Consider the following 21,626-nt stretch of genomic DNA (forward strand, 5'->3'; position numbering starts at 1 on the left):
CGTGCCACTACGTATCCGCCTACCACCGGCTTCCTACCATGCTTGAAACCCTACTCAAACGGCTGCTGCAGAGCATCGCGGTGCTCTGGATCATGTCGGTGCTGACGTTCTGCGCGGTCAATCTGATCGGCGACCCGGTGCACCTGCTGGTCAGCCCCACCGCCACCGAGCAGGAGATCACCGAGGCGCGCCATGCGCTCGGCCTGGACCTGCCCGTGCCGCAGCAGTACCTGCGCTTCCTCAAGGGCGCGCTGCACGGCGACCTCGGCGACTCGTTCGTCTACAACCGGCCCGCGATCGAGTTGATCGTCAGCCGCGTGCCGGCCACGCTGGAACTGGCGGTGACGGCGCTGCTGCTGTCGCTCGGCATCGGCATCCCGATGGGCGTCTACGCCGGCCTGAAGCCGCACAGCCGGCTGGCGCGGATGCTGATGGCGGCCTCGCTCGGCGGCGTGATCATGCCCACTTTCTGGATCGGCATGATCGGCATCCTGCTGTTCTCGGTGAACCTGGGCTGGCTGCCGTCGGGCGGGCGCGGGCCGGTCAGCACGGTGCTGGGCGTGCCGCTGTCGGTGACCAGCTGGGAGGGCATCCGCTTCCTGCTGCTGCCGGCGCTGACCCTGTCGCTGTTCAAGATCTCGCTGGTGGCGCGGCTGACCGAGGCCGGCACGCGCGAGGTGGCGGGGCAGGAGTACATCAAGTTCGCCCGCGCCAAGGGCGTGGGCGGCGCGCGGCTGGTGCTGCGCCACGTGGTGCCCAATGTGCTGATCCCGATCGTGACCGTGGTCGGGCTGGAGTTCGGCCACCTGATCGCCTTCTCGGTGGTGACCGAGTCGGTGTTCTCGTGGCCCGGCATGGGCAAGCTGATCATCGATTCCGTGCTGGCGCTGGATCGCCCGGTGGTGGTGGCGTACCTGCTGGTGACGCTGCTGCTGTTCGTGGTGCTGAACCTGGTGGTCGACCTGCTGTACGTGGTGCTCGACCCGCGCCTGCGGCACAAGGCCGCCTAGCCGCGCGGCCGCATTCTTTCCCCGCAATCGAAGATCGAACAACGAGACCGAACCGATGTCCCTGCCTCTATCCGAAAACGATGAAGCCGTGCCCGCGCTCCCCACGCTCGCGCCGGCGCCAGCCGCCGCGCCGCCGGCACGCCCTTCGCTGCTGCGGCGCTTCTGCGCCAACCGCGTCTGCGCCGCCGCGCTGGCCTTGCTGCTGGTGCTGCTGCTGGTGGCCGTGCTGGCCCATGCGCTCAGCCCGCAGAACCCCTATGACCTCGCCACGGTGTCGGTGATCGATTCCGAGCTGCCGCCTGGCAGCACGGGTTATGAAGGCCGGGCGCACTACTGGCTCGGCACCGACGGCGCCGGGCGCGACCTGCTCAGCGCCATCTTCTACGGCATCCGCATCAGCGTGGGCGTGGGCGTGATCAGCGCGGTGGTGGCGCTGATGGTGGGCAGCGCAGTCGGGCTGGCCGCGGCCTACTTCGGCGGCGTGGTCGATGCCGCCATCATGCGCGTGGTCGACCTGCAGCTGAGCCTGCCGGCGGTGCTGGTGGCGCTGATCCTGCTGGCGGTGCTGGGGCAGGGCGTCGACAAGACCCTGCTGGCGCTGGTGATCGTGCAATGGGCCTATTTTGCCCGCACCGTGCGCGGCGCGGCGCAGGTGGAGCGGCGCAAGGAATATGTCGAGGCCGCGCTGGGCCAGGGGCTGCCGGCGCTGCGCGTGATGTTCCGCCATATCCTGCCCAACTGCATGGCGCCGCTGGTGGTGACCGGCACGCTGCAGATCGCGCATGCGATCACGCTCGAGGCCACCATGAGCTTCCTCGGCATCGGGCTGCCGCGCACGCAGCCGTCGCTGGGCATGCTGATCGCCAACGGCTTCGAATACATGCTGTCCAACAAGTACTGGATCAGCGTGTTCCCGGGCGTGGCGCTGGTGCTGCTGATCGGCTCGATCAACCTGGTGGGCGACCGCCTGCGCCGCGTGCTCAACCCGCGGCTGGAAGCGTAAGGAGCCCGGCATGGCACTACTGGAAGTTTCCGGCCTGAGCACCAGCTTCGCGTTCGCGCACGGGGCGGTGAAGGCGGTCGACGGCGTGTCTTTCACGCTGGAACCGGGCGAGATCCTGGGCATCGTGGGCGAGTCCGGCTCGGGCAAGTCGGTGACGGCGTTCTCGCTGATGAACCTGCTGGACCCGCCCGGTCGCGTCACCGGCGGCTCGGTCCGCTTCAAGGGGCAGGAGCTGCTGGCGTGCTCGCCGCGCCAGTGGCAGGCCCTGCGCGGCGACCGCATCGCGATGGTGTTCCAGGACCCGATGATGTCGCTCAATCCGGTGATGCGCGTGGGCGACCAGCTCGCCGAGACCGTGCTGGTGCATCACCGCCGCACCCGCGCGCAGGCCCATGCGCAGGCGGTCGATGCGCTGGCGCGGGTCGGCATCCCGGCGCCGCGGGAGCGCATGCGTGCCTATCCGCACGAATTGTCCGGCGGCATGCGCCAGCGCGTGGCGATCGCCAACGCGCTGATCAACCGGCCCGACCTGATCATCGCCGACGAGCCCACCACCGCGCTCGACGTCACCATCCAGGCGCAGATCCTCTACGAGATGAAGCAGCTGGTGCGCGAGACCGGCGCCGCGGCGATCTGGATCAGCCACGACCTTGCCGTGGTCAAGGACCTGGTCGACCGGGTCTGCGTGATGTACGCGGGCCGCGTGGTGGAGCAGGGGCCGGTCGACGAACTGATCAAACGGCCGCTGCATCCGTACACGCGCGGCCTGCTCGATTCGCTGCCGACGCCGGCGATGCGCGGCGCCACCCTGCGCGCGATCCCGGGCGCGGCGCCGGCACTGGCTGCGCTGCCGCCGGGCTGCGCCTTCGCGCCGCGTTGTCCGCGCGCGCGCCCGGCGTGCGCCCAGGTCCCTGTCGAAACCAATGTGCGCGGCCGCACGCTGCGCTGCTTTTATCCCCTGGAGGCGGCATGACGGTCATGCTCGAAGCGCACAACCTGCAGAAACGCTTTCTGCTCAAGCCCGGCCTGCTCGCGCGCATGGCCGGCAAGCCGGCGCAGGCGGTGCATGCCGTCAACGATGTCTCGCTGCAGGTGCGCCAGGGCGAGGTGCTCGGCGTGGTGGGCGAGTCCGGCTGCGGCAAGTCCACGCTCGGGCGCATGCTGGCCGGCCTGCTGCCGCGGACCGGCGGCGAGATCGCATGGCAAGGCCAGCGCGCCGACCTCGCTTCGGCCGCCTATCACCGCGCGGTGCAGATGGTGTTCCAGAATCCCTATGCGTCGCTGAACCCGCGCCTGCGCATCGGCCAGGCCATTACCGAAGGCTCGGTCTACCACGGCCTGGTCAAGCGCTCGCGCGCCGCCGCGGCCGCCGGCGAGCTGCTGCAGCAGGTGGGGCTCGATCGCGGCTATGCCGAGCGCTATCCGCACGAGTTCTCCGGCGGCCAGCGCCAGCGCGTGGCGATCGCGCGCGCGCTGGCGCTGCGTCCGCGCCTGCTGATCTGCGACGAGGCCGTGTCGGCGCTCGATGTCTCGGTGCAGGCGCAGATCATCAACCTGTTCATGCAGCTGCGGCGCGAGCACGCGCTGACCTATGTCTTCATCAGCCACAACCTGGCGGTGGTGGAACATATGTCGGATCGCGTGGTGATCATGTACCTGGGCCGCATCGTCGAAAGCGGCCCCGCGCGCGAGGTGTTCGCCGCGCCCAACCATCCCTATACGCGCGCGTTGCTGGCCGACGCGCCGCGCCTGGGCGCCAGTCCGCCCGCGCACCAGCCCATCCGCGGCGAACTGCCCAGCCCGCTGGCGCCGCCCGGTGGCTGCGCCTTCCATCCGCGCTGCCCGCACGCGAGCGCGCGCTGCACGACGCAGGTGCCGCTGTTGCGCGATATCGGCGGACGCCTGTCCGCCTGTCACCTGAATGACTAGATAGCCGCCGCCCGGCGCGGCCCGCTTACGTTCCCGATCGAATGGTTCCATCCCGCCCGCGCGGGATGGGCGGGTGCGTGCGCGCTGCGCGGGCGCAACACGCGGCAGTTGGACCACAAAGGGGGGATTTCTTGCATGACAGACCACGACAGGGGAGCAACAGCATGAACGGTATCCACACCCGGCGCGCACTCGCACGCGCCTGCCTCGGCGGCGCGCTGGCGCTGCTGTCGGCCGCGGCCGACGCAACGGTGACGCTGTACGGCCGCATCGACACCGACATCGAATACCAGAAGGGGCCCGAGGGCCGGGCCGCGCAGATGGCGGACAACGCCTCGCGCTGGGGCCTGCGCGGCAGCGAAGAGCTGGGCGGCGGCCTGCGCGCGGCGTTCGGCCTGGAGCAGGGTTTCGGCGCCGACGACGGCGTCGCCACCAACCCGCAGTTCCGCCATGCCTTCGTCGGCCTGCAGGGCGGCTTCGGCGCGATCGCGCTGGGCCGGCTGGATTCGGCGACGATCGTGGGTTCGCCGATCTATTCGCAGGTGACGCAGAACGTCGACTTCGCCATCCACGATGCGGGCGCCACAGCGATCGGCACCAAGGTGCTGAACGCGCGCAACCGCGTGTCGAATGCGCTGGGGTATATGACGCCGAGCTTCGGTGGCTTCTCGCTGCGGGCGCGCATGAACCTGGCGGGGCCGGATTCGACCACGCCCAATACCCGGCCGCCGGTGCAGGCGGAGGACGATTTCCGCCAGTTCGACCTGGGCCTGAACTACGCCGCCGGCAAGTTCTCCGCAGGCCTGGGCTATTCGCGCGATGCCAAGAGCGGCGGCCTGGTGGCCAACGATTTCCGCGACAAGGTGCAGGCGGTGGCTTCGTACGACTTCACCGTGGTCAACCTCTACGGCATCGTCGGGCGCGACCGCTACGCCGGCACCGCGACCACGCGTACCGACGTGCCGTACTGGCTGGTCGGCTTCTCCGTGCCGTACGGCGCGCACAAGCTCACCGTCAACTACATGCAGCGCGCGGTGCAGCGCGACCCGCAGGGCCGGCTCAGCAAGGTGCAGGCCGGCTACGGCTATAGCCTGAGCAAGCGCACCATGCCCTATGTCTTCTTTGATCGCGAGGATCCCAACTCGCACAAGTCCGGCGACACCGTGACCACGGTGGGCGTCGGCATCCAGCACAAATTCTGACCATGACGCTTCCGTATTCGCTGACTGAACCGGCCGGGCCGGCGCTGCCGCTGGTGGTGGATTCCCCGCACAGCGGCTTGCTGCATGCCGAGAACCTGCCGCTGGCGGCGCCGCCCGAAGCCTTGCTGACGGGCTGGGACGCCTATGTCGACCAGCTTTTCGCGCATGCGCCGCGGGTGGGCGGCACCTTGCTGTGCGCGGACTTCCCGCGCTGGCTGGTCGACGTCAACCGCGCCCGCGACGATATCGATCCCGACCTGATCGACGGCGCCATGCCTTATGACGTGCGCCCCAGCGACAAGTCCGGCCGCGGCATGGGCGTGCTGCGCCGGCTGGCGCTGCCCGGCGTGCCGGTCTATGCCGCGGCCCTGTCGCCGCATATGGCGGAATACCTGCTCAAGACCTACTACGACCCGTACCACGCGGCACTGTCCGGACTGCTGGCGCAGCACCATGCGCGCTGCGGCGCGGTGTGGCATCTCGACTGCCATTCGATGAAGTCGCGCGGCAATGCGATGAACGTCGACAACGGCGCCGCGCGGCCGGATTTCGTCGTCAGCAACGGCGACGGCGCGACTTGCTCGGCGGCGTTCATCGAACTGGTTGCGGAGTGCCTGCGCAGCCTGGGCTACCAGGTGGCCATCAACTGGCCGTACAAGGGCGCGCAGCTGATCCGCGCCTATGCCGATCCGGCGCAGCGGCGCCACAGCCTGCAGATCGAGATCAACCGGGCGCTGTACATGGATGAGGCCACGCTGGCGCAGCATGCGGGCTTTGCCGTGCTGCGCGGGCATCTCGACGAGCTGCTCGAGCACGTTGCGGCCTATATCCAGACCGAACTGCGCCAGACCGAACTGGGCCACACCGAGCTGCGCCGCTGAGCGCAGGCGCGCTCACACCACCTTGCCGGGGTTCATCAGCCCGAGCGGATCGAGCGCGCCCTTGATCGCCCGCATCATGGCGAGCTCGACCTCGCTCTTGTAATGCCGGTTCTCCTCGCGCTTGAGCTGGCCCAGGCCGTGCTCGGCCGAGATCGACCCGTTATGCGAGCGCACGCTGTCGTGCACGATGCGGTTGACCTGGTCCTGGTGCGCCAGGAAGTCATCGTGGTCGACACCTTCGGGCGGCGCCACGTTGTAGTGCAGGTTGCCGTCGCCGAGATGGCCGAAGGTGACCATGCGCGCGCCGGGAAAGGCATTCTGCAGCAGTGCGTCGGTGCACTCGATAAAGTCCGCGACGCGCGAGACCGGCACGGCGATGTCGTGCTTGATGTTCTTGCCGTCTTCCACCTGCGCCAGCGGAATATGCTCGCGCAGGTTCCAGAAGTCGCGCGACTGCTGCACCGACTCCGCCACCACCGCGTCGGCGACCACGCCGGCGTCGAACGCGGCCGACATCATGGTCTCGAAGATACCGCGCGCATGGGCTTCGCTTTCGCTGTCGGACAGCTCCAGCAGCACCAGCTGCGGATGCATGTCGGCGAACGGATAGCGCAGCTGCGGGAAGTGCCGCGTCACCAGCGTCATGCTGAGCGCCGACATCAGCTCGAAGCCGGTCAGCATGGCGCCGGCGTGCGACTGGGCGATGGCCAGCAGCGCCAGCGCGGCGCGCGGGCTCTGCACCGCGGCCAGCGCCGTGACCGACGCGCGCGGCAGCGGGAACAGCTTCATTACCGCGGCGGTGATGATGCCGAGCGTGCCTTCGGCGCCGATGAACAGGTCGCGCAGGTCATAGCCGGTGTTGTCCTTGCGCAGGCCGCGCAGCCCGTGCCAGGTTTCGCCGGAGGGCGTCACCACTTCCAGCCCCAGGCACAGTTCGCGCGTGTTGCCGTAGCGCAGCACCGCGGTGCCGCCGGCATTGGTCGACAGGTTGCCGCCGATGGTGCAGCTGCCCTCGGCCGCCAGGCTTAGCGGAAACAGCCGGCCGTGCTCGCGCGCCACCTCCTGCAGCTGCTGCAGCACCACGCCGGCCTCGACCGTGATGGTGTTGTTGAGCGGATCGACCTGGCGGATGCGGTTGAGCCGCTGCAGCGAAATCACCACCTGCGGCGCGCCCGCCACCGGGGTGGCGCCGCCGCACAGGCCGGTGTTGCCGCCCTGCGGCACCACGGCGATCCGGTGCGCATGGCAGGCATGGACCACCTCGGCGACTTCCGCGGTGGTGCCGGGGCGCAGCACTGCCAGCGCCTCGCCGCGATAGCGCTTGCGCCAGTCGGTCAGGTACGGCGCCTGGTCGGCCGCGTCGGTCAGCACGTGCTGCGGGCCCAGCGCGGCGCGGCACAGTGCCAGGAAGGAGTCTTGAGGCAAGGTCATGGCGATGGGTGGACGCGATTCAGGACTTGCGCCCCGCGGCCCTGGCGGCGGCGCGGGCGCGGCGTTTGTACGGGCGCAGGTAGAGGATGGTGCTGGTGAAGAACACCAGCGTCAGCGCCACCTCGACCCACGCCAGCGTGGACGAGGGCGCGCGGTCGCTGGTGGCGCGCACGATGCCCTCGGTGAAGAACAGCAGGATCAGCATCGACGACCACTGCATGGTGTAGCGGTTGCGCGAGAGCACGCCGCGCAGCGGCAGCAGCAGCGGCAGGAACTTGAGAATCAGCCACGAGCCGCCGGGCCGCAGCGGTGCCAGCAACCATTCCCAGGCAATGCACAGCACCAGCAGCGCCAGCAGGCTGCCCACGCTGAGCCGGTACAGCCACGGGCTGTGCAGGGCCTGGTCGCTGTTCGCGGCGGCGGTCATGCCTGCGCTCCGGCCAGGCGCAGCGCGGTCTGCGCCAGCCGGCGGCCCATGGCCATGGCCAGCGCCGATTCGTCATCGGTGACGGGGCCGCGGTTGTCGCCGTGGGCATGGTGGCTGGGGCCATAAGGTGTGCCGCCCGAGGCCGTCGTCATCAGGCCCTTCTCGGAATAGGGCAGGCCCAGGATCAGCATGCCGTGGTGCAGCAGCGGCAGCATCATCGACAGCAGCGTGGTCTCCTGCCCGCCATGCAGGCTGCCGGTGGCGGTGAACACGCAGGCGGGCTTGCCGGCGAGCGCGCCCGACAGCCACTGGGCCACGGTGCCGTCGAGGAAGTACTTCACCGGCGCGGCCATGTTGCCGAAGCGGGTGGGACTGCCCAGCGCCAGCCCGGCGCATTCCTCCAGGTCGCGCAGCTCGGCATAGGGCGGGCCGTCGGCGGGAATGTCCGGCGCGGTGGCCTCGCACACGGTGGAAACCGGCGGCACCGTGCGCAGGCGGGCCTGGGCGCCGGGGACGCTGTCGATGCCGGTGGCGATCAGTTCGGCAAGCTTGCGGGTGCTGCCGTGGCGGCTGTAGTACAGGACGAGGATCTCGGTCATGGAGCGGGACGGCCGGCGGTGAAGGGACCGCGAAGGGGGGATGCGCGAGGATGCCGGCAACAATGCGCGTATTATAGATGCGCCCCCCGCGCCATCTCCCGAAGGCCACGCGCCGCACGCGCAACGGGGCCATCCTTGAATTCGACAGACGATCCGACACACCAGATCCAGGAGGTTGCTTGCGCATGATTGGAGCCCGCGTCGCCCGCCTGCGCCGGGAATGGAACCTGCAAAAGGTGCGTGCCCTGGCGCGCTATGCGCTGCGCCGCGCCGCCGAAGACCGGCTGCCGCAGGTCTCGGCCAGCCTGACCTTCACCACCGTGCTGGCGGTGGTGCCGGTGCTGACCGTGGCCTTCGCGCTGCTGGCCGCGTTCCCGGTGTTCCGCGACTTCCGCAACGCCATCGAGGCGTTCCTGTTCCAGAACCTGATCCCGGGCAACGTCAGCGAATCGATCCAGCGCTATCTCGGCATGTTCGCCAAGAGCGCGCGCGGGCTGACCGCGATGGGCCTGGGCGGGCTGATGGTCACCTCGGTGCTGACCATGCTGACCGTGGAAGACGCGCTCAACGCGATCTGGCGCGTCAAGCAGCGCCGCCCGCTGGCGCAGCGGGTGCTGGTGTTCTGGGCGGTGCTGACCTTCGGCCCGGTGCTGATCGGCGCGAGCCTGTCGATCAGTTCCTATCTGATCTCGATCTCGGCCGGCTATGTCGGCACCATGCCGGTGGGGCTGGGGCTGCTGGTGGGCGCGGCGCCGGTGCTGCTGTCGGCGCTGGCCTTTGCCTTCCTGTACACGGCGGTGCCCAACGCCTATGTCGAGTGGCGCGATGCCATCGTGGCAGGGCTGGTCGCGGCGGTGGCGTTCGAGTTCGCCAAGCGCGGCTTCGGCTATTTCATCACCGAGATCCCGGCCTACACCGCGGTCTACGGCACCTTCGCCGCGCTGCCGCTGTTCCTGCTATGGATCTACCTGAGCTGGCTGGTGACCCTGCTGGGCGCGACCATCGCCGCCAACCTGCCGGTGATCCGGCAGGGCTACTGGCGCCGCCGCAGCTTTGCCGGCAGCGAGTTCTTCGACGCGCTGGGCGTGCTGCTGCTGCTCTACCGCGCGCGCGACGAAGTGCCGCGCAGCGTCGGCGAACTGGACCTGAGCCGCAAGCTGCGGGTCGAGGCCGACTACCTGTCCAGTCTGCTGGACAAGCTCAAGGCCATGCACCTGGTCGGCCGCCTGCAGCAGGAGCGCGGCCAGGCCCACTGGGCGCTGCTGTGCGACCCGTCGCAGGTGACGCTGCGCACGCTGCACGACCGGCTGGTGCTGAACCTGCCGCGGCTGCCGCGTACGGCGCTGGCGCAGCATCTGCGCGGGGCGGATGCGCTCAAGTCGATCCTGGATAATCCGCAGCTGGATCAGACGCTGGAGGCGGTGTTCCGGCAGCAGCCGGTGGATTTGCCGCCGACGGCCGGCGATGGCGACGGGCAGCGCCCGCGGCGTGCGCTGGAGGTGGTGCCGCCGGGGTGGCATGGGCAGGTTTGATTTTTGGTTAGCTGGCTATCTGGGGTGGTCGTTGTTGGTGACAGCATGTCACCACCGGCGACCACCTCACATAAGCGCCAAGCCCCGTCGCCCTTTCAAAACGGAATCCTCCCCCGCCAGACATCAAAATACATCACCCAATCCCCCATCAGGCTATAGATAGGATGCCGAAACGTAGCCGGCCGATTCTTCTCGAAGCCAAAGTGCCCGACCCAGGCGAACGCATAGCCCGCCACCACCGCGGCGAGCAGCCACCACAAATTGCCGGTCACGACCAGCGCCACCAGGCACAGCAGCGCCACCGTCGACCCGGCAAAATGCAGCCGCCGGCAGGTACGGTTCTGGTGTTCGCTCAGGTAGTAGGGATAGAAGGCCGCGAAATTCTCGAACTCGCGTGCGCGGGCGTGGGCCATGGCTGTCTCCGGCAGGTCTTGTTTGCTGCAGTGTAGACCTTCCGCGCCGCGATGCAGGGGGGACGGCCGCCGGCGTGGCCGGCCGTCCGGGACCAGCGTCAGCCCGCCGCCACCACCTTGCGCGCAAACGCCGCCAGCGCATCCAGCACTTCATCCGGACGCTCGCCCATCAGCGCATGGCCGCACGGCACCGTCACCACGCTCGCGCTGCGCATCTTGCCGGCCAGTGCCTGGGCCGCCTTGGGCGAGGTCATCATGTCCTTGCTGCCGGTGATGAACAGCGCCGGGCAGGTCGCCGCCGCGGCGGCTTCCTCGCCATGGGCATAGGCGTTGCAGGCCGAGAAGTCGTTGTGGAACACATGCGCCTGCGGGTTGTTGCGCGACACCCGTTCCATCAGCCGCTGGCTGCCGCCATGCATCCACGCGCCGGGTCCCGGCGACGACGGCTTGTTGGCGAGGCTCGAATGCGACCAGGTGTTGACCATGGCGATGGCATCGCCCTCGCGGTTGAGCGAGGCGTCCAGCAGCGCGTCCGAGACCTTCATCGGATACGCCGTGGCCAGCAGGCCGATGCCGCGCACCGCCTGCGGATGCCGCGCCGCGCATTCCAGCGCGATCAGCGAGCCCATGCTGTGGCCGAACACGAAGGCCGGCGCCGTAACGCCGGCGGCGGCCACCAGCGCCATGACCCAGTCCGCCATGGCTTCGACCGTGGCCAGCGGCGCGCCCTTGCTGCGGTTGTGGCCGGGCAGGTCCACCGCCAGCACCGAGAAGCCATGGTTGGCGAACCAGCGCGTCTGCAGCGCCCAGACGCTGTGGTCGTTCTGCGCGCCGTGGACGAAGACCGCGCAGGGCAGGGCGGGGTCGAAGGGTTTGCCGCCGGTATAGGCGTAGGCCGGCTGGCCGGCAAGGTTCAGTTCCATCAGGCTTGCCCTCCCTTGTTGCCGGCGCCCATGGCCTTCTCGGCCGCCTTCAGGCCGCGCTTGAGATCGTCGATCAGGTCATCGGCATCTTCCAGGCCGACCGACAGCCGGATCGTGCCTTCGGTGATGCCGGCCGACTGCAGCGCGGCCGCGTCCATGCGGAAGTGCGTGGTCGACGCGGGGTGGATAACCAGCGAGCGCGCGTCGCCGACATTGGCCAGATGCGAGAACAGCGACAGGCTTTCGATAAAGCGCTGGCCGGCCAGGCGGTTGCCCTTCAGGTTGAAGCTGAACACCGCGCCGCAGCCACGCGGCAGCAGGCGCTTGGCCAGTTCGTAGTCGGGGTGCGATTCCAGTTCCGGGTAAGACACCGACTCGACCATCGGGTGCGAGACCAGGAACTGCACCACCTTGCGCGTGTTGTCGACATGGCGGCTCATGCGCAGCGGCAGCGTCTCCACGCCCTGCAGCAGCTGCCATGCCGCCATCGGGTTCATGCAGGCGCCGAAATCGCGCAGGCCCTCGCGGCGCGCGCGCAGCAGGAACGGCGCGACCGTGCTTTCCTCGGTGAACACCATGTTGTGGAAGCCCTCGTAGGGCTCGGACAGCTCCGGGAAGCGCCCCGAGGCCTCGAAATCGAAGGTGCCGCCCTCGGCAAGCACGCCGCCGATGGTGGTGCCGTGGCCGCCCAGGAACTTCGTCGCCGAGTGGTAGAGCAGGCCGGCCCCATGATCGAACGGGCGCAGCAGGTAGGGCGTGGTGAAGGTGGAATCCACCAGCAGCGGGATGCCGTGGTCCTGGCCCAGTTGCGCCAGCGTCGGGATGTCGAGCACGTCCAGCCCGGGGTTGCCCAGCGTCTCGCCGAACAGCAGCCGGGTCTCGGGGCGGATGGCAGCGCGCCAGGCGTCGATGTCGCGCGCCTTGACGAAGGTGGTCTCGATGCCGAAGCGGCGCAGCGTGTAGTGCAGCAGGTTGTGCGAGCCGCCGTACAGCGCCGACGAAGCCACGATATGCGAGCCCGCGCCCATCAGCGTGGCTACCGCCAGGTGCAGCGCGGCCTGGCCCGAGGCCGTGGCGATGGCGCCGGCGCCGTTCTCGAGCGCGGCGATGCGTTCCTCGAGCACCGCCACGGTGGGGTTGGAAATGCGCGAGTAGACGTGCCCCGCGCGTTCCATGTTGAACAGCGACGCGGCGTGCTCGCTATCCCGGAACACGAAGGACGTGGTCAGGTGGATGGGGGTGGCGCGGGCCCCGGTGGCGGGGTCGGGCGCGGCGCCGGCGTGCAGCGCCAGCGTGTCGAAGCGGGTTCCGGACATGGTCGGTCGGCCTTGAGTTGTCTCCGGCCAGCATCGTAGCATCGTGCGCCCGCCCACGCGCGCCGGCGGCCCGGAAACCGGCCTCCCGCTTTACTTTGGCGGCGGGTTTGGGCTAGCATCGGCCAACGGGCACACGGTGCCCGCACACCCGTAGACAGATAACAATGCGACCGGTATCGCCCCCGGTGCCACGGCCGGCGCGATACCCTCAGTTTCAGCTCAGTGTGAGCGCAGGCAGCGGAGACCACCATGAAAGTCAGCGACATCCTCCAGATCAAGGGCAATACGCTCTACACCGTGACGCCTGACACCTCCTTGCTGGTCGCCGTGCACACCATGGCCGAGCACGATATCGGCTCGCTGGTGGTGATGGAGTACGGCGACCTGGTCGGCATGCTGACCTTCCGCGAGATCATCGAGACGCTGGCCCGCAACAATGGCAACGTCGGTACCAGCAGCATCCGCAAGGTGATGGACGATGCGCCGCTGACCTGCACCATGGAAACCGACGTCAACGAGGTTCGTCGGATGATGCTGGAGCGTCACACCCGCTACCTGCCCGTGCTCGACAACCGCACGCTGATGGGCGTGATCTCGTTCTACGACGTCGCCAAGGCCGTGGTCGAGGACCAGAGTTTCGAGAACAAGATGCTCAAGGCGTATATCCGCGACTGGCCGGAGGAGCGCGCCGAGTGATGGCGCCCGGCCGCGCCGGCTGACCCCGCCTGCGAAAATGCCGTCGGTGGGCGCCGCCGGACCGCGGCAAGGTGGCGGACAGGCCGCGGCTGCGGCACACTAGCCGGCGTCCCCACTCCGTTGGCGGTCGCCCGACCGACCGGCCCATCCATGAGCCAACACAGCCAGTTCCGACTGCTCGGCCTGCGCCGTTTCGCGCCGTTCTTCTGGACCCAGTTCCTGGGGGCGATGAACGATAACGTGTTCAAGGTCGCCTTCACCTCGCTGGTGACCTACCACACGGCGCTGTTCGAGGGCGTCGACGCGCGCAGCGCGGCGTTCCTGATCTCGGCCATCTTTATCGCGCCGTTCGTGCTGTTCTCGGCCACCAGCGGGCAGATCGCCGACAAGCTGGAGAAGTCGCGGCTGATCCGGCTGGTCAAGTCGCTGGAAATCGCCATCATGGTGCTGGGCCTGGCCGGCTTTGCCTGGCACAGCGCGCCGCTGCTGTACGCCGGCACCTTCCTGATGGGGCTGCATTCCACGCTGTTCGGGCCGGTCAAGTTTGCCTACCTGCCGCAGCACCTGGACGAGAGCGAACTGGTCGGCGGCAACGGGCTGGTCGAGATGGGTACCTTCGTCGCGATCCTGATCGGCACGCTGATCGGCGGCGAGCTGGCCGGGCTGCAACAGGGCGGTGCCATGGTCGGGCCGCTGTACGTGGGCGCGGCCTGCGTGATCATCGCCGTGGCCGGGCGGCTGGTGGCTGGCCGCATCCCGGCGTCGCCGGCGCCGCAGCCGGACCTGCGCATCAACTGGAACCCGTTTTCCGAAACCTGGCGCAACCTGGTGCTGGCGCGCGGCAACCGCACCGTGTTCCTGAGCCTGCTCGGCATTTCGTGGCTGTGGTTCCTCGGCGCGACCTTCCTGACCTCGTTCTTCAGCTATGCCAAGGATGTGCTGGGCGGCGACCAGAACGTGGTGACGCTGCTGCTGGCGGTGTTCTCGCTGGGCATCGGCACCGGTTCGCTGCTGTGCGAGCGCCTGTCGGGGCGCCATGTCGAGATCGGTCTGGTGCCGTTCGGCTCGATCGGCATGACCGTGTTCGCGGTCGATCTGTACTTTGCCAGCCAGGGGCAGGCGCCGGCCGCGCTGAGCGGCATCGGCGCCTTCCTGGCCGCGCCGCACCACTGGCGCGTGCTGGCCGACCTGTTTTTGCTGGCGATGTTCGGCGGGTTCTACAGCGTGCCGCTGTACGCGCTGATCCAGAGCCGCAGCGCGCCCACGCACCGCGCCCGCATCATCGCCGCCAACAACATCCTGAACAGCTTCTTCATGATCGCGGCCTCGTTGCTGGGCGTGGCGCTGACCCAGGCGGGCTACACCATCCCGCAGCTGTTCCTGGTGGTGGGGCTGCTCAATGCGGTGGTGGCGGTCTACATCTATTCGCTGGTGCCGGAATTCCTGCTGCGCTTTATCGCGTGGATCCTGGTCCATACCCTCTATCGCCTGCGCCGCATCAATGCCGAGCGCATCCCCGCGGACGGTCCGGCGGTGCTGGTGTGCAACCACGTCAGCTTTGCCGATGCGGTGGTGCTGATGGCGTGCAGCCCGCGCCCGGTGCGCTTCCTGATGGACCACAACATCTTCAAGGTGCCGCTGCTGTCGTGGTTCTTCCGCCAGGCGCGGGCGATCCCGATCGCGCCGGCGCACCAGGATCCCGAGATGCTGCGGCGTGCCTACGACAGCGTGGCCCAGGCGCTGGAAGACGGCGACCTGGTCTGCATCTTCCCCGAAGGCAAGATCACCGCCACCGGCGACATCAATCCGTTCAAGCAGGGCGTGCAGCAGATCATCCGCCGCACCCCGGTGCCGGTGGTGCCAATGGCGCTGCGCGGGCTGTGGGGCAGCTTTTTCTCGCGCAAGGGCGCGCCGGCGATGTCGCGGCCGTTCCGGCGCGGCATCCTGAACCGGCTCGAGCTGGTGGTGGGCGAGCCGGTGCCGCCCGAGTCGGCCACCCCGGAAGGCCTGCAGCAGATGGTGCAGGCCTTGCGCGGCGACTGGCGCTAGCTGACGCAAAGGCGATCCCCGATGATCACGCTCTACACCTTCGGCCCCGCCTTCGGGCTGCCCGATGCCAGCCCCTTCGTTACCAAGGCCGAGATGCTGCTCAAGCTGGCCGGCCTGCCATACCACGCGCGCCCCGGCAGCCTGCGGCGCGCGCCCAAGGGCAAGCTGCCGTACCTGGACGACATGGGCCGGATCGTGGCCGATTCCACCATGATCCGCTGGCATATCGAGAAGACCTACCACATCGATTTCGACGAGGGCCTGAGCCCGGCCGAGCGCGGCATTGCCTGGGCCGCCGAGAAGCTGATGGAGGACCATCTCTACTGGGCGGTGGCGCGGGTGCGCTGGCTGGACCAGGCCAATTTCGACAAGGGCCCGGCCCAGTTCTTCCGCAGCGTGCCGGCGCCGGTGCGCGGCCTGGCCGAGCGGCTGGTGCGCTACAAGGTGCGCAAGACGCTGTGGGGGCAGGGCCTGGGCCGGCATAGCGAGGAAGAGCTGGTGGCGCTGGCCAGCAAGGGCGTGGCCTCGATCGCCGACATCCTGGGCGACAAGCGCTACCTGATGGGCGACCGGCCGTGCGGGGCGGATGCGACGCTCTTTGCCTTTGCCGGCAGCCTGCTGTGCCCCGTATTCGACACCCCCATCCGCACCGCGGCCGAGGGGCATGCCAACCTGGTGGCCTATATGGACCGGATGCGCGCCGAGTTCTATCCGGAGCTGGCCGCCGGACCGGTGCCGCAGGGCGTAGCCGCCTGAGCGTTTCCGCACCGCCAGGGGCCGCCCGGGCATCGCCATTGGCCTTACAATGGAGGCCGTCCCCAATTCCTGTGCGGTTTCCATCATGTCCGGCAACACCCTTGGCCTGCTTTTCACTGTCACCACGTTCGGAGAATCGCACGGGCCCGCCATCGGCGCGGTGGTGGACGGCTGCCCGCCGGGCCTGGCGCTGACCGAGGCCGACATCCAGGGCGACCTGGACCGCCGCAAGCCCGGCACCTCGCGCCACGTCACCCAGCGCAAGGAACCGGACCAGGTCGAGATCCTGTCCGGCGTGTTCGAGGGCAAGACCACCGGCACCCCGATCTGCCTGCTGATCCGCAACACCGACCAGCGCAGCAAGGACTACGGCAATATCGTCGAGACCTTCCGCCCGGGCCATGCCGATTACACCTACTGGCAGAAATACGGCATCCGCGACCATCGCGGCGGCGGCCGCTCGTCTGCGCGCCTGACCGCGCCGGTGGTGGCGGCGGGCGCGGTGGCCAAGAAATGGCTGCGCGAGCAGTACGGCACCGAGATCCGGGGCTATATGTCGCAGCTGGGCGAAATCGCGGTGCCGTTCACCGACTGGTCGCACGTGCCGGAGAACCCGTTCTTCGCCGCCAACGCCGACATCATCCCTGAGCTGGAAACGTATATGGACGCGCTGCGCCGCGACGGCGACTCGGTCGGCGCGCGCATCGAGGTGGTGGCCAGCAACGTGCCCGTGGGGCTGGGCGAGCCGCTGTTCGACAAGCTCGATGCCGATATCGCGCACGCCATGATGGGCATCAACGCGGTCAAGGGCGTCGAGATCGGCGCTGGCTTCGACAGCGTCGCGCAGCGCGGCAGCGTGCATGGCGACGAGCTGACCGCCGCGGGCTTCCGCACCAACAACGCCGGCGGCGTGCTGGGCGGCATCTCCACCGGGCAGGACATCACCGTGTCGCTGGCGATCAAGCCGACGTCTTCTATCCGCACCCCGCGCGAATCGATCGACAAGGCCGGCAACGCCGCCACCGTCGAGACCTTCGGCCGCCACGACCCGTGCGTGGGCATCCGCGCCACGCCGATCGCCGAGGCCATGCTGGCGCTGGTGCTGGTCGACCACGCGCTGCGCCACCGCGCGCAGTGCGGCGACGTTCGCGTCGAAACGCCGCGCATCCCCGCGCAGGCCGGCCAGACCCGCTGACTTGACGCCGCAGCGCGCGGGCGGCCAAAGCGGGGCCGACGGCCCCGACCATGCCCGCTTCGGGCTCTTTTACCTGGGCTATTACGGCTACGTCGGCCTGATCTCGCCCTACGTCAGCCTGTACTTCGCCGACCGCGGCTTCGACCCGGTGCAGATCGGCGTGCTGATGGCAAGCTTCCAGGTCAGCCGCATCGCCGGGCCCTACCTGTGGGGCTGGCTCTCCGACATGATGCACACGCGCGTGCGCATCCTGCGCGTCAGCGCGTTCACTTCGCTGCTGGCGTTCCTGCTGCTGCCTGGCGTCGGCAGCTACGGCGGCATGATGGCGATGATGCTGACGCTGAGCCTCCTGACCAGCGCGATGTCGCCGCTGGGCGATGCGCTGACCATTTCCACGCTGCGCCGTTACGGCGCCTTCGACCACAGCTACGGCCGCATCCGCATGTTCGGCTCGCTCGGCTTTATCGGCGCGGTGCTGGCCGGCGGGGCGCTGTTCGAGGCGGTCGGCATGCGCGCGTTCCCGTGGGTGGCGAGCGCGCTGCTGGCAATCCTGGCCGGGGTGGTCCTGACCATGCGCGACGCGGCGGACGAGGGCCCGCGCACGACGCCACCGCGCGCCTTGCCGCTGCTGCGCCGCCCGGACGTGGCCTGGTTCCTGGCGTCGGCCTTCCTGATGATGTTCGCGCACGCGGCGCTCTACGTGTTCTACTCGCTGTGGCTGGAGACGCTGGGCTACAGCAAGTTCGCCATCGGCGTGATGTGGACCATCGGCGTGGTCGCCGAAATCGTCTTCTTCTACTACCAGGGCGTGCTGTTCGCGCGCTACGCGCTGCGCACCATCCTGGCGGGCACCTTCGTGCTGGCGGCGCTGCGCTTCGGGCTGACCGGCTACCTGGCGCAGTTCGCGTGGCTGATGGCGGTGGTGCAGGTGCTGCACGCGGCCACCTTCGCCGCCCACCACAGCGCCAGCCTGAAGCGACTGCAGGCGTGGTTTGCCGGACCGCTGCAGGGGCGCGGGCAGGCGCTGTACACCGGCATCTCCTACGGCGTGGGCGGCACGCTGGGTGGGCTGGCGATGGGCTGGACCTGGAACGCGCTGGCGCCGGCGCATACCTTCGGACTCGCCGCCGTGGCCGCGGCGGCGGGGGCCTTCTGCGCGGTGATGAGCTTTCGCGCGGAAGGCGACGGCGCGCTTCAGTCCAGCGCCGCGCAGACCCGCTCGGCAATCGCCAGCGACGAGGTCAGCCCCGGCGATTCGATGCCGAACAGGTGAACCAGCCCCGGCACGCCGTGCACGGCGGGGCCGTCGATGCGGAAGTCCGCCGCGGCTTCATGCGGGCCGCTGATCTTGGGGCGAATGCCGGCATAGCCGGGCTGCAGCGCGCCGTCGGCCAGGCCCGGCCAGTAGCGGCGCACCTCGTCATAGAACGCGTCGGCGTCCGCCGCGTCGACGCCGTATTCGATTTCGTCGATCCAGCGCACATTGGGGCCGAAGCGCGCCTGGCCGCCCAGGTCGATGGTCAGGTGCACGCCAAGTCCTGCAGCTTCGGGCACGGGGTAGATCAGCCGTGAGAACGGCGCGCGGCCGGCCAGCGTGAAATAGCAGCCCTTGGCATAGTACTGTGGCGGGATGTGGGCTGCGGGCATGCCGTCGATGCGGCGTGCCAGTTCCGGTGCCGTCAGCCCGGCCGAATTCACCACCGTGCGCGCCAGCAGCGTGGTGGCGCTGCCGTCTTCCGCGCCGACCTCCAGCCGGATGCCGTCCGGCGTGACCGCGCCGCCCAGCACCGGCGACTGTACCGCCAGCATCGCGCCCGCGTTTTCCGCATCGCCCAGCAGCGCCGTCATCAGGCCATGGCTGTCGACGATCCCGGTCGATGGCGACAGCAGCGCCGCATGGCACTGCAGCTGCGGCTCCAGCGCCTGCGCCTCGCTACGATCGATCAGGCGCAGGTCGTCCACGCCATTGGCGGCCGCCCTGGCACGGATGCCTTCGAGCGTCGCCACCTGGGCCGCGCTGGTGGCGACGATCAGCTTGCCGCAGCGCTGGTGCGGCACGTGGCGGCTGGCGCAATAGTCGTACAGCATGGCCTTGCCGCGCACGCACAGCTGCGCCTTGAGCGAGCCGGCCGGATAGTAGATGCCGGCATGGATGACCTCGCTGTTGCGCGCGCTGGTAATGGTGCCGAAGGCGTTCTCGGCTTCCAGGATGATCACTTCGCGGCCTTGCAGCGCCAGCGCGCGCGCGACCGCCAGTCCCACCACGCCGGCGCCGATCACGACGCAATCCACTGTGTCCATGGTTGTTCCTTGCTTCAGGGGTCTCGATATATCTGGCTTCAGGCGGGCAGGCCCAGGCGCGCGGCGGCGGCCGCCAGGTGCTGCTGCGCGGCTTTGCGCGCGGCCGTGGCGTCGCCGGCGGCAATGGCTTTGGCCAGCGCGGCATGCTCATGGTCGGCCGCGCGCGGCGCGCCAGTGGCGCTGCTCAGCCGCGCGGTGTTCTCCCACGCGCGCTGGCGAGCGGCCAGCATCTGCTGGCCGACGAAATCCGTCAGGCCGGTAAAGCAGGGGTTGTGCGCGGCTTCGGCAATGGCGTGGTGGAACGCCATGTCGGCCGCGGCGGCGCTGGCCATGTCGCCGCGACCGTCGGCCTGCGCCTGCATCGCCGCCAGTGCGGCCCGGATGGCCTCGACGTCGGCCGCGGTGCGCCGCTGCGCCGCCATTTCCGCGCAGGCGGTTTCCACCACCCGGCGCAGCTCGAACAGCTGTGCCAGCGTGGGGCCGCCATCGGGCGCGCCGGCCACGCGCCAGGCCTGGCCGCCCGGGGTCTCGGAGACATAGGCGCCGGAGCCCTTGCGCGTCACCAGCACGCCGTCGGCCTTCAGCTGGGCAATGGCCTCGCGCACGATCGGGCGGCTGACGCCGAAGGCATCGGCCAGCGCGGACTCGGCCGGCAGGCGCGCGCCCGCGCCGTAGCGGCCGGCAAGGATGTCGTCATGCAGGGTCTGCGCGATACGGGTGGCAAGCGAAGCCGGGCGGGGCAGGAGGGTAGTCATGTCGCTCGATGTGTCAGGCTGTCTGACAGCTTTCCGGGATTCTGGCCGCAACTTTGCGGCGCGTCAAGCCTGCCGGAGGTAACCGATGCTACACATGCGACCTCGACCTCCATCGCCCCGGACTAAATTTCGCCGCGCTGGCGCCGATAGAAGCCCAATACAGGTGGCGGAGTCCGTGCGTCAGTTCCGCCCAGGGCTCGTCGCGTCCCAGCACGCCCACGCCGGGGCCAACTGCAAACCGCCATGATCCAGCTCACCCCTAACGATCTCCCCGTCGGCCACCCGCTGCCCTGGTCATTGCTCGATGGCGAAGGCAACCTGGTGCTCGGCAGCGGCAACATCATTCCCGATGCGCGCGACCTGGCGCTGGTGTTCCACCATGGCACGGTCTGCCGCGACGATGCCGGCGACGAGGCCGCAGACGAACAGCGCCCCGCCAGCGGGCCGCTCGGCCTGCAGGTCGGCACGCTGCTGCATGTCAAGCTCGACGGCGAGGCCGCGCGCCCGGCCGCGAGCCGACTGATCGGCTTTATCGAGCAGGGCCTCTTCATCACCTGGCCGCAGCTGGGAGGGCGCGACCTGCCATTGCAGGCCGGCGATGGCGTAGTGCTGCGCGGCTTCTCCGGGCAGGCCATCCACAGCTTTACCTCGACCATCACCGCCGTGTGCCGCAGCCCGTTCCGCTACCTGGTGCTGTCCGCGCCAGTGCAGCAGCACGCGACGCCGGTGCGCAAGGCGGCGCGCGTACCGACCCGCCTGGCCGCTTACCTGACCGAACCAGCCGATGACGACGGCATCGACCGCGGTGTGGCGCGCCTGTCGCTGTTGTCCGACCTCAGCACCGGTGGCGCATTGGTGCAGACCACGGCGCCGGCTCCGGCGCCAGGCAGCCGGGTGCGCCTGCGCTTCAACCTGCGTACCGCGTCGCTGGACAGCGAGGTGGTGATCGATGGCTGGGTCCGCATGGCGCCAGCCGGGGCCGCCGGCGACGATGCCGACTTTCCCGCCTTCGGCGTGGCCTTCGACGTGCTGGCCGAGCGCGAACTGACGCTGCTGCAGTGCTACATCTACGAACAGCTGCTTTCGAGCACCCGCATGCCGGTGCAACCCGCCGCGGTAGCAGCCGTTTAGAGGGAATCCGCTAATGTTTTGATTGTCTCCACGGATCGGGCCGCCTTTACTGCTTCCAGCATAAAAAGACCCACCAC

The 21,626-nt window shown here is 69.2% G+C and carries 21 protein-coding genes; 13 read left to right on the forward strand and 8 right to left on the reverse strand.

What is annotated here, in order from left to right; genetic code table 11:
• The first annotated feature begins 38 nt into the window (after window positions 1-38).
• The 6 genes from CBM2588_RS07245 (at window position 39) to CBM2588_RS07270 (ending at window position 6,025) form a co-directional block, all read left to right on the forward strand.
• A complete protein-coding gene (locus CBM2588_RS07245) occupies window positions 39-1,010 on the forward strand; it encodes an ABC transporter permease (RefSeq protein ID WP_115679958.1) in 972 nt (323 codons plus the stop codon).
• 55 nt (window positions 1,011-1,065) lie between these two features.
• The gene (locus tag CBM2588_RS07250) at window positions 1,066-2,013 is read left to right on the forward strand and encodes an ABC transporter permease (RefSeq protein WP_115679959.1); all 948 of its coding nucleotides are present in this window, start codon (window positions 1,066-1,068) and stop codon (window positions 2,011-2,013) included.
• Window positions 2,014-2,023: 10 nt separating this feature from the next.
• Window positions 2,024-2,986, forward strand: coding sequence for an ABC transporter ATP-binding protein (locus tag CBM2588_RS07255; RefSeq protein WP_115679960.1), 963 nt, complete (start codon window positions 2,024-2,026; stop codon window positions 2,984-2,986).
• Window positions 2,983-3,942 (forward strand): ABC transporter ATP-binding protein, encoded by a 960-nt coding sequence (locus CBM2588_RS07260; RefSeq protein WP_115679961.1) that lies wholly within the window; start codon window positions 2,983-2,985, stop codon window positions 3,940-3,942. The genes CBM2588_RS07255 and CBM2588_RS07260 overlap by 4 nt, the downstream gene beginning before the upstream one ends.
• A 164-nt stretch (window positions 3,943-4,106) precedes the next feature.
• A complete protein-coding gene (locus CBM2588_RS07265) occupies window positions 4,107-5,144 on the forward strand; it encodes a porin (protein ID WP_115679962.1) in 1,038 nt (345 codons plus the stop codon).
• Window positions 5,145-5,146: 2 nt separating this feature from the next.
• Window positions 5,147-6,025, forward strand: a complete 879-nt coding sequence (locus CBM2588_RS07270; RefSeq protein ID WP_115679963.1) for an N-formylglutamate amidohydrolase — start codon at window positions 5,147-5,149, stop codon at window positions 6,023-6,025.
• A 12-nt stretch (window positions 6,026-6,037) separates the two neighbouring features.
• Here the strand turns inward: CBM2588_RS07270 and CBM2588_RS07275 are convergent, their stop codons facing one another.
• Genes CBM2588_RS07275 through wrbA form a run of 3 tightly spaced genes read right to left on the reverse strand, consistent with a single transcriptional unit; the run spans window position 6,038 to window position 8,482 of the window.
• On the reverse strand, window positions 6,038-7,450 hold the full coding sequence (locus tag CBM2588_RS07275) for an FAD-binding oxidoreductase (RefSeq protein WP_172583609.1): 1,413 nt from the start codon (window positions 7,448-7,450) through the stop codon (window positions 6,038-6,040).
• Between the two features lie 25 nt (window positions 7,451-7,475).
• A complete protein-coding gene (locus tag CBM2588_RS07280; protein WP_115679965.1) occupies window positions 7,476-7,883 on the reverse strand; it encodes a DUF2069 domain-containing protein in 408 nt (135 codons plus the stop codon).
• Window positions 7,880-8,482 carry an NAD(P)H:quinone oxidoreductase gene (gene wrbA, locus CBM2588_RS07285; protein WP_115679966.1) on the reverse strand — a complete coding sequence of 201 codons (603 nt, stop codon included), beginning with the start codon at window positions 8,480-8,482 and terminating at the stop codon, window positions 7,880-7,882. The genes CBM2588_RS07280 and wrbA overlap by 4 nt, the downstream gene beginning before the upstream one ends.
• 185 nt (window positions 8,483-8,667) lie before the next feature.
• Here wrbA and CBM2588_RS07290 point away from each other — a divergent pair, with 185 nt between their 5' ends.
• Window positions 8,668-10,014 (forward strand): YihY family inner membrane protein, encoded by a 1,347-nt coding sequence (locus CBM2588_RS07290; RefSeq protein WP_115679967.1) that lies wholly within the window; start codon window positions 8,668-8,670, stop codon window positions 10,012-10,014.
• A 95-nt stretch (window positions 10,015-10,109) separates the two neighbouring features.
• Here CBM2588_RS07290 and CBM2588_RS07295 read toward each other — a convergent pair whose 3' ends face one another.
• The 3 genes from CBM2588_RS07295 to CBM2588_RS07305 all read right to left on the reverse strand — a co-directional run bounded on the left by CBM2588_RS07295 (window position 10,110) and on the right by CBM2588_RS07305 (window position 12,666).
• Window positions 10,110-10,427, reverse strand: coding sequence for an Mpo1-like protein (locus CBM2588_RS07295; RefSeq protein ID WP_115679968.1), 318 nt, complete (start codon window positions 10,425-10,427; stop codon window positions 10,110-10,112).
• A 98-nt stretch (window positions 10,428-10,525) separates the two neighbouring features.
• Window positions 10,526-11,350, reverse strand: a complete 825-nt coding sequence (locus CBM2588_RS07300) for an alpha/beta fold hydrolase (RefSeq protein WP_115679969.1) — start codon at window positions 11,348-11,350, stop codon at window positions 10,526-10,528.
• The gene (locus tag CBM2588_RS07305) at window positions 11,350-12,666 is read right to left on the reverse strand and encodes an O-acetylhomoserine aminocarboxypropyltransferase (RefSeq protein WP_115679970.1); all 1,317 of its coding nucleotides are present in this window, start codon (window positions 12,664-12,666) and stop codon (window positions 11,350-11,352) included. Before CBM2588_RS07305 ends, CBM2588_RS07300 begins: the two co-directional genes overlap by 1 nt.
• 249 nt (window positions 12,667-12,915) lie before the next feature.
• On the opposite strand from CBM2588_RS07305, the gene CBM2588_RS07310 reads away from it, so the two are divergent.
• The 5 genes from CBM2588_RS07310 to CBM2588_RS07330 all read left to right on the forward strand — a co-directional run bounded on the left by CBM2588_RS07310 (window position 12,916) and on the right by CBM2588_RS07330 (window position 18,635).
• Window positions 12,916-13,362: a CBS domain-containing protein gene (locus CBM2588_RS07310; protein ID WP_012352517.1), complete on the forward strand. Its 447-nt coding sequence runs from the start codon at window positions 12,916-12,918 to the stop codon at window positions 13,360-13,362.
• Window positions 13,363-13,512: 150 nt separating this feature from the next.
• A complete protein-coding gene (locus CBM2588_RS07315) occupies window positions 13,513-15,411 on the forward strand; it encodes an MFS transporter (RefSeq protein ID WP_115679971.1) in 1,899 nt (632 codons plus the stop codon).
• A 21-nt stretch (window positions 15,412-15,432) separates the two neighbouring features.
• The gene (locus CBM2588_RS07320) at window positions 15,433-16,167 is read left to right on the forward strand and encodes a glutathione S-transferase C-terminal domain-containing protein (protein ID WP_115679972.1); all 735 of its coding nucleotides are present in this window, start codon (window positions 15,433-15,435) and stop codon (window positions 16,165-16,167) included.
• 85 nt (window positions 16,168-16,252) lie between these two features.
• The gene (gene aroC / locus CBM2588_RS07325) at window positions 16,253-17,362 is read left to right on the forward strand and encodes a chorismate synthase (RefSeq protein ID WP_115679973.1); all 1,110 of its coding nucleotides are present in this window, start codon (window positions 16,253-16,255) and stop codon (window positions 17,360-17,362) included.
• 1 nt (window position 17,363) lies between these two features.
• Complete coding sequence (locus tag CBM2588_RS07330; RefSeq protein WP_115679974.1) at window positions 17,364-18,635, forward strand: MFS transporter; 1,272 nt, start codon at window positions 17,364-17,366, stop codon at window positions 18,633-18,635.
• On the opposite strand, the gene CBM2588_RS07335 is transcribed toward CBM2588_RS07330, so the two are convergent.
• Both CBM2588_RS07335 and CBM2588_RS07340 read right to left on the reverse strand, forming a co-directional pair.
• Complete coding sequence (locus CBM2588_RS07335) at window positions 18,557-19,663, reverse strand: NAD(P)/FAD-dependent oxidoreductase (RefSeq protein WP_115679975.1); 1,107 nt, start codon at window positions 19,661-19,663, stop codon at window positions 18,557-18,559. The two genes, CBM2588_RS07330 and CBM2588_RS07335, sit on opposite strands and share 79 nt — an antisense overlap.
• Window positions 19,664-19,701: 38 nt before the next feature.
• Complete coding sequence (locus tag CBM2588_RS07340; protein ID WP_115679976.1) at window positions 19,702-20,418, reverse strand: FadR/GntR family transcriptional regulator; 717 nt, start codon at window positions 20,416-20,418, stop codon at window positions 19,702-19,704.
• Window positions 20,419-20,661: 243 nt separating this feature from the next.
• On the opposite strand from CBM2588_RS07340, the gene CBM2588_RS07345 reads away from it, so the two are divergent.
• Window positions 20,662-21,549, forward strand: a complete 888-nt coding sequence (locus CBM2588_RS07345) for a flagellar brake protein (protein WP_115679977.1) — start codon at window positions 20,662-20,664, stop codon at window positions 21,547-21,549.
• Window positions 21,550-21,626 lie beyond the last annotated feature (77 nt).

Origin of the sequence: Cupriavidus taiwanensis (genome assembly GCF_900250075.1) — a bacterium.
Classification (GTDB): Bacteria; Pseudomonadota; Gammaproteobacteria; order Burkholderiales; family Burkholderiaceae; genus Cupriavidus; species Cupriavidus taiwanensis_C.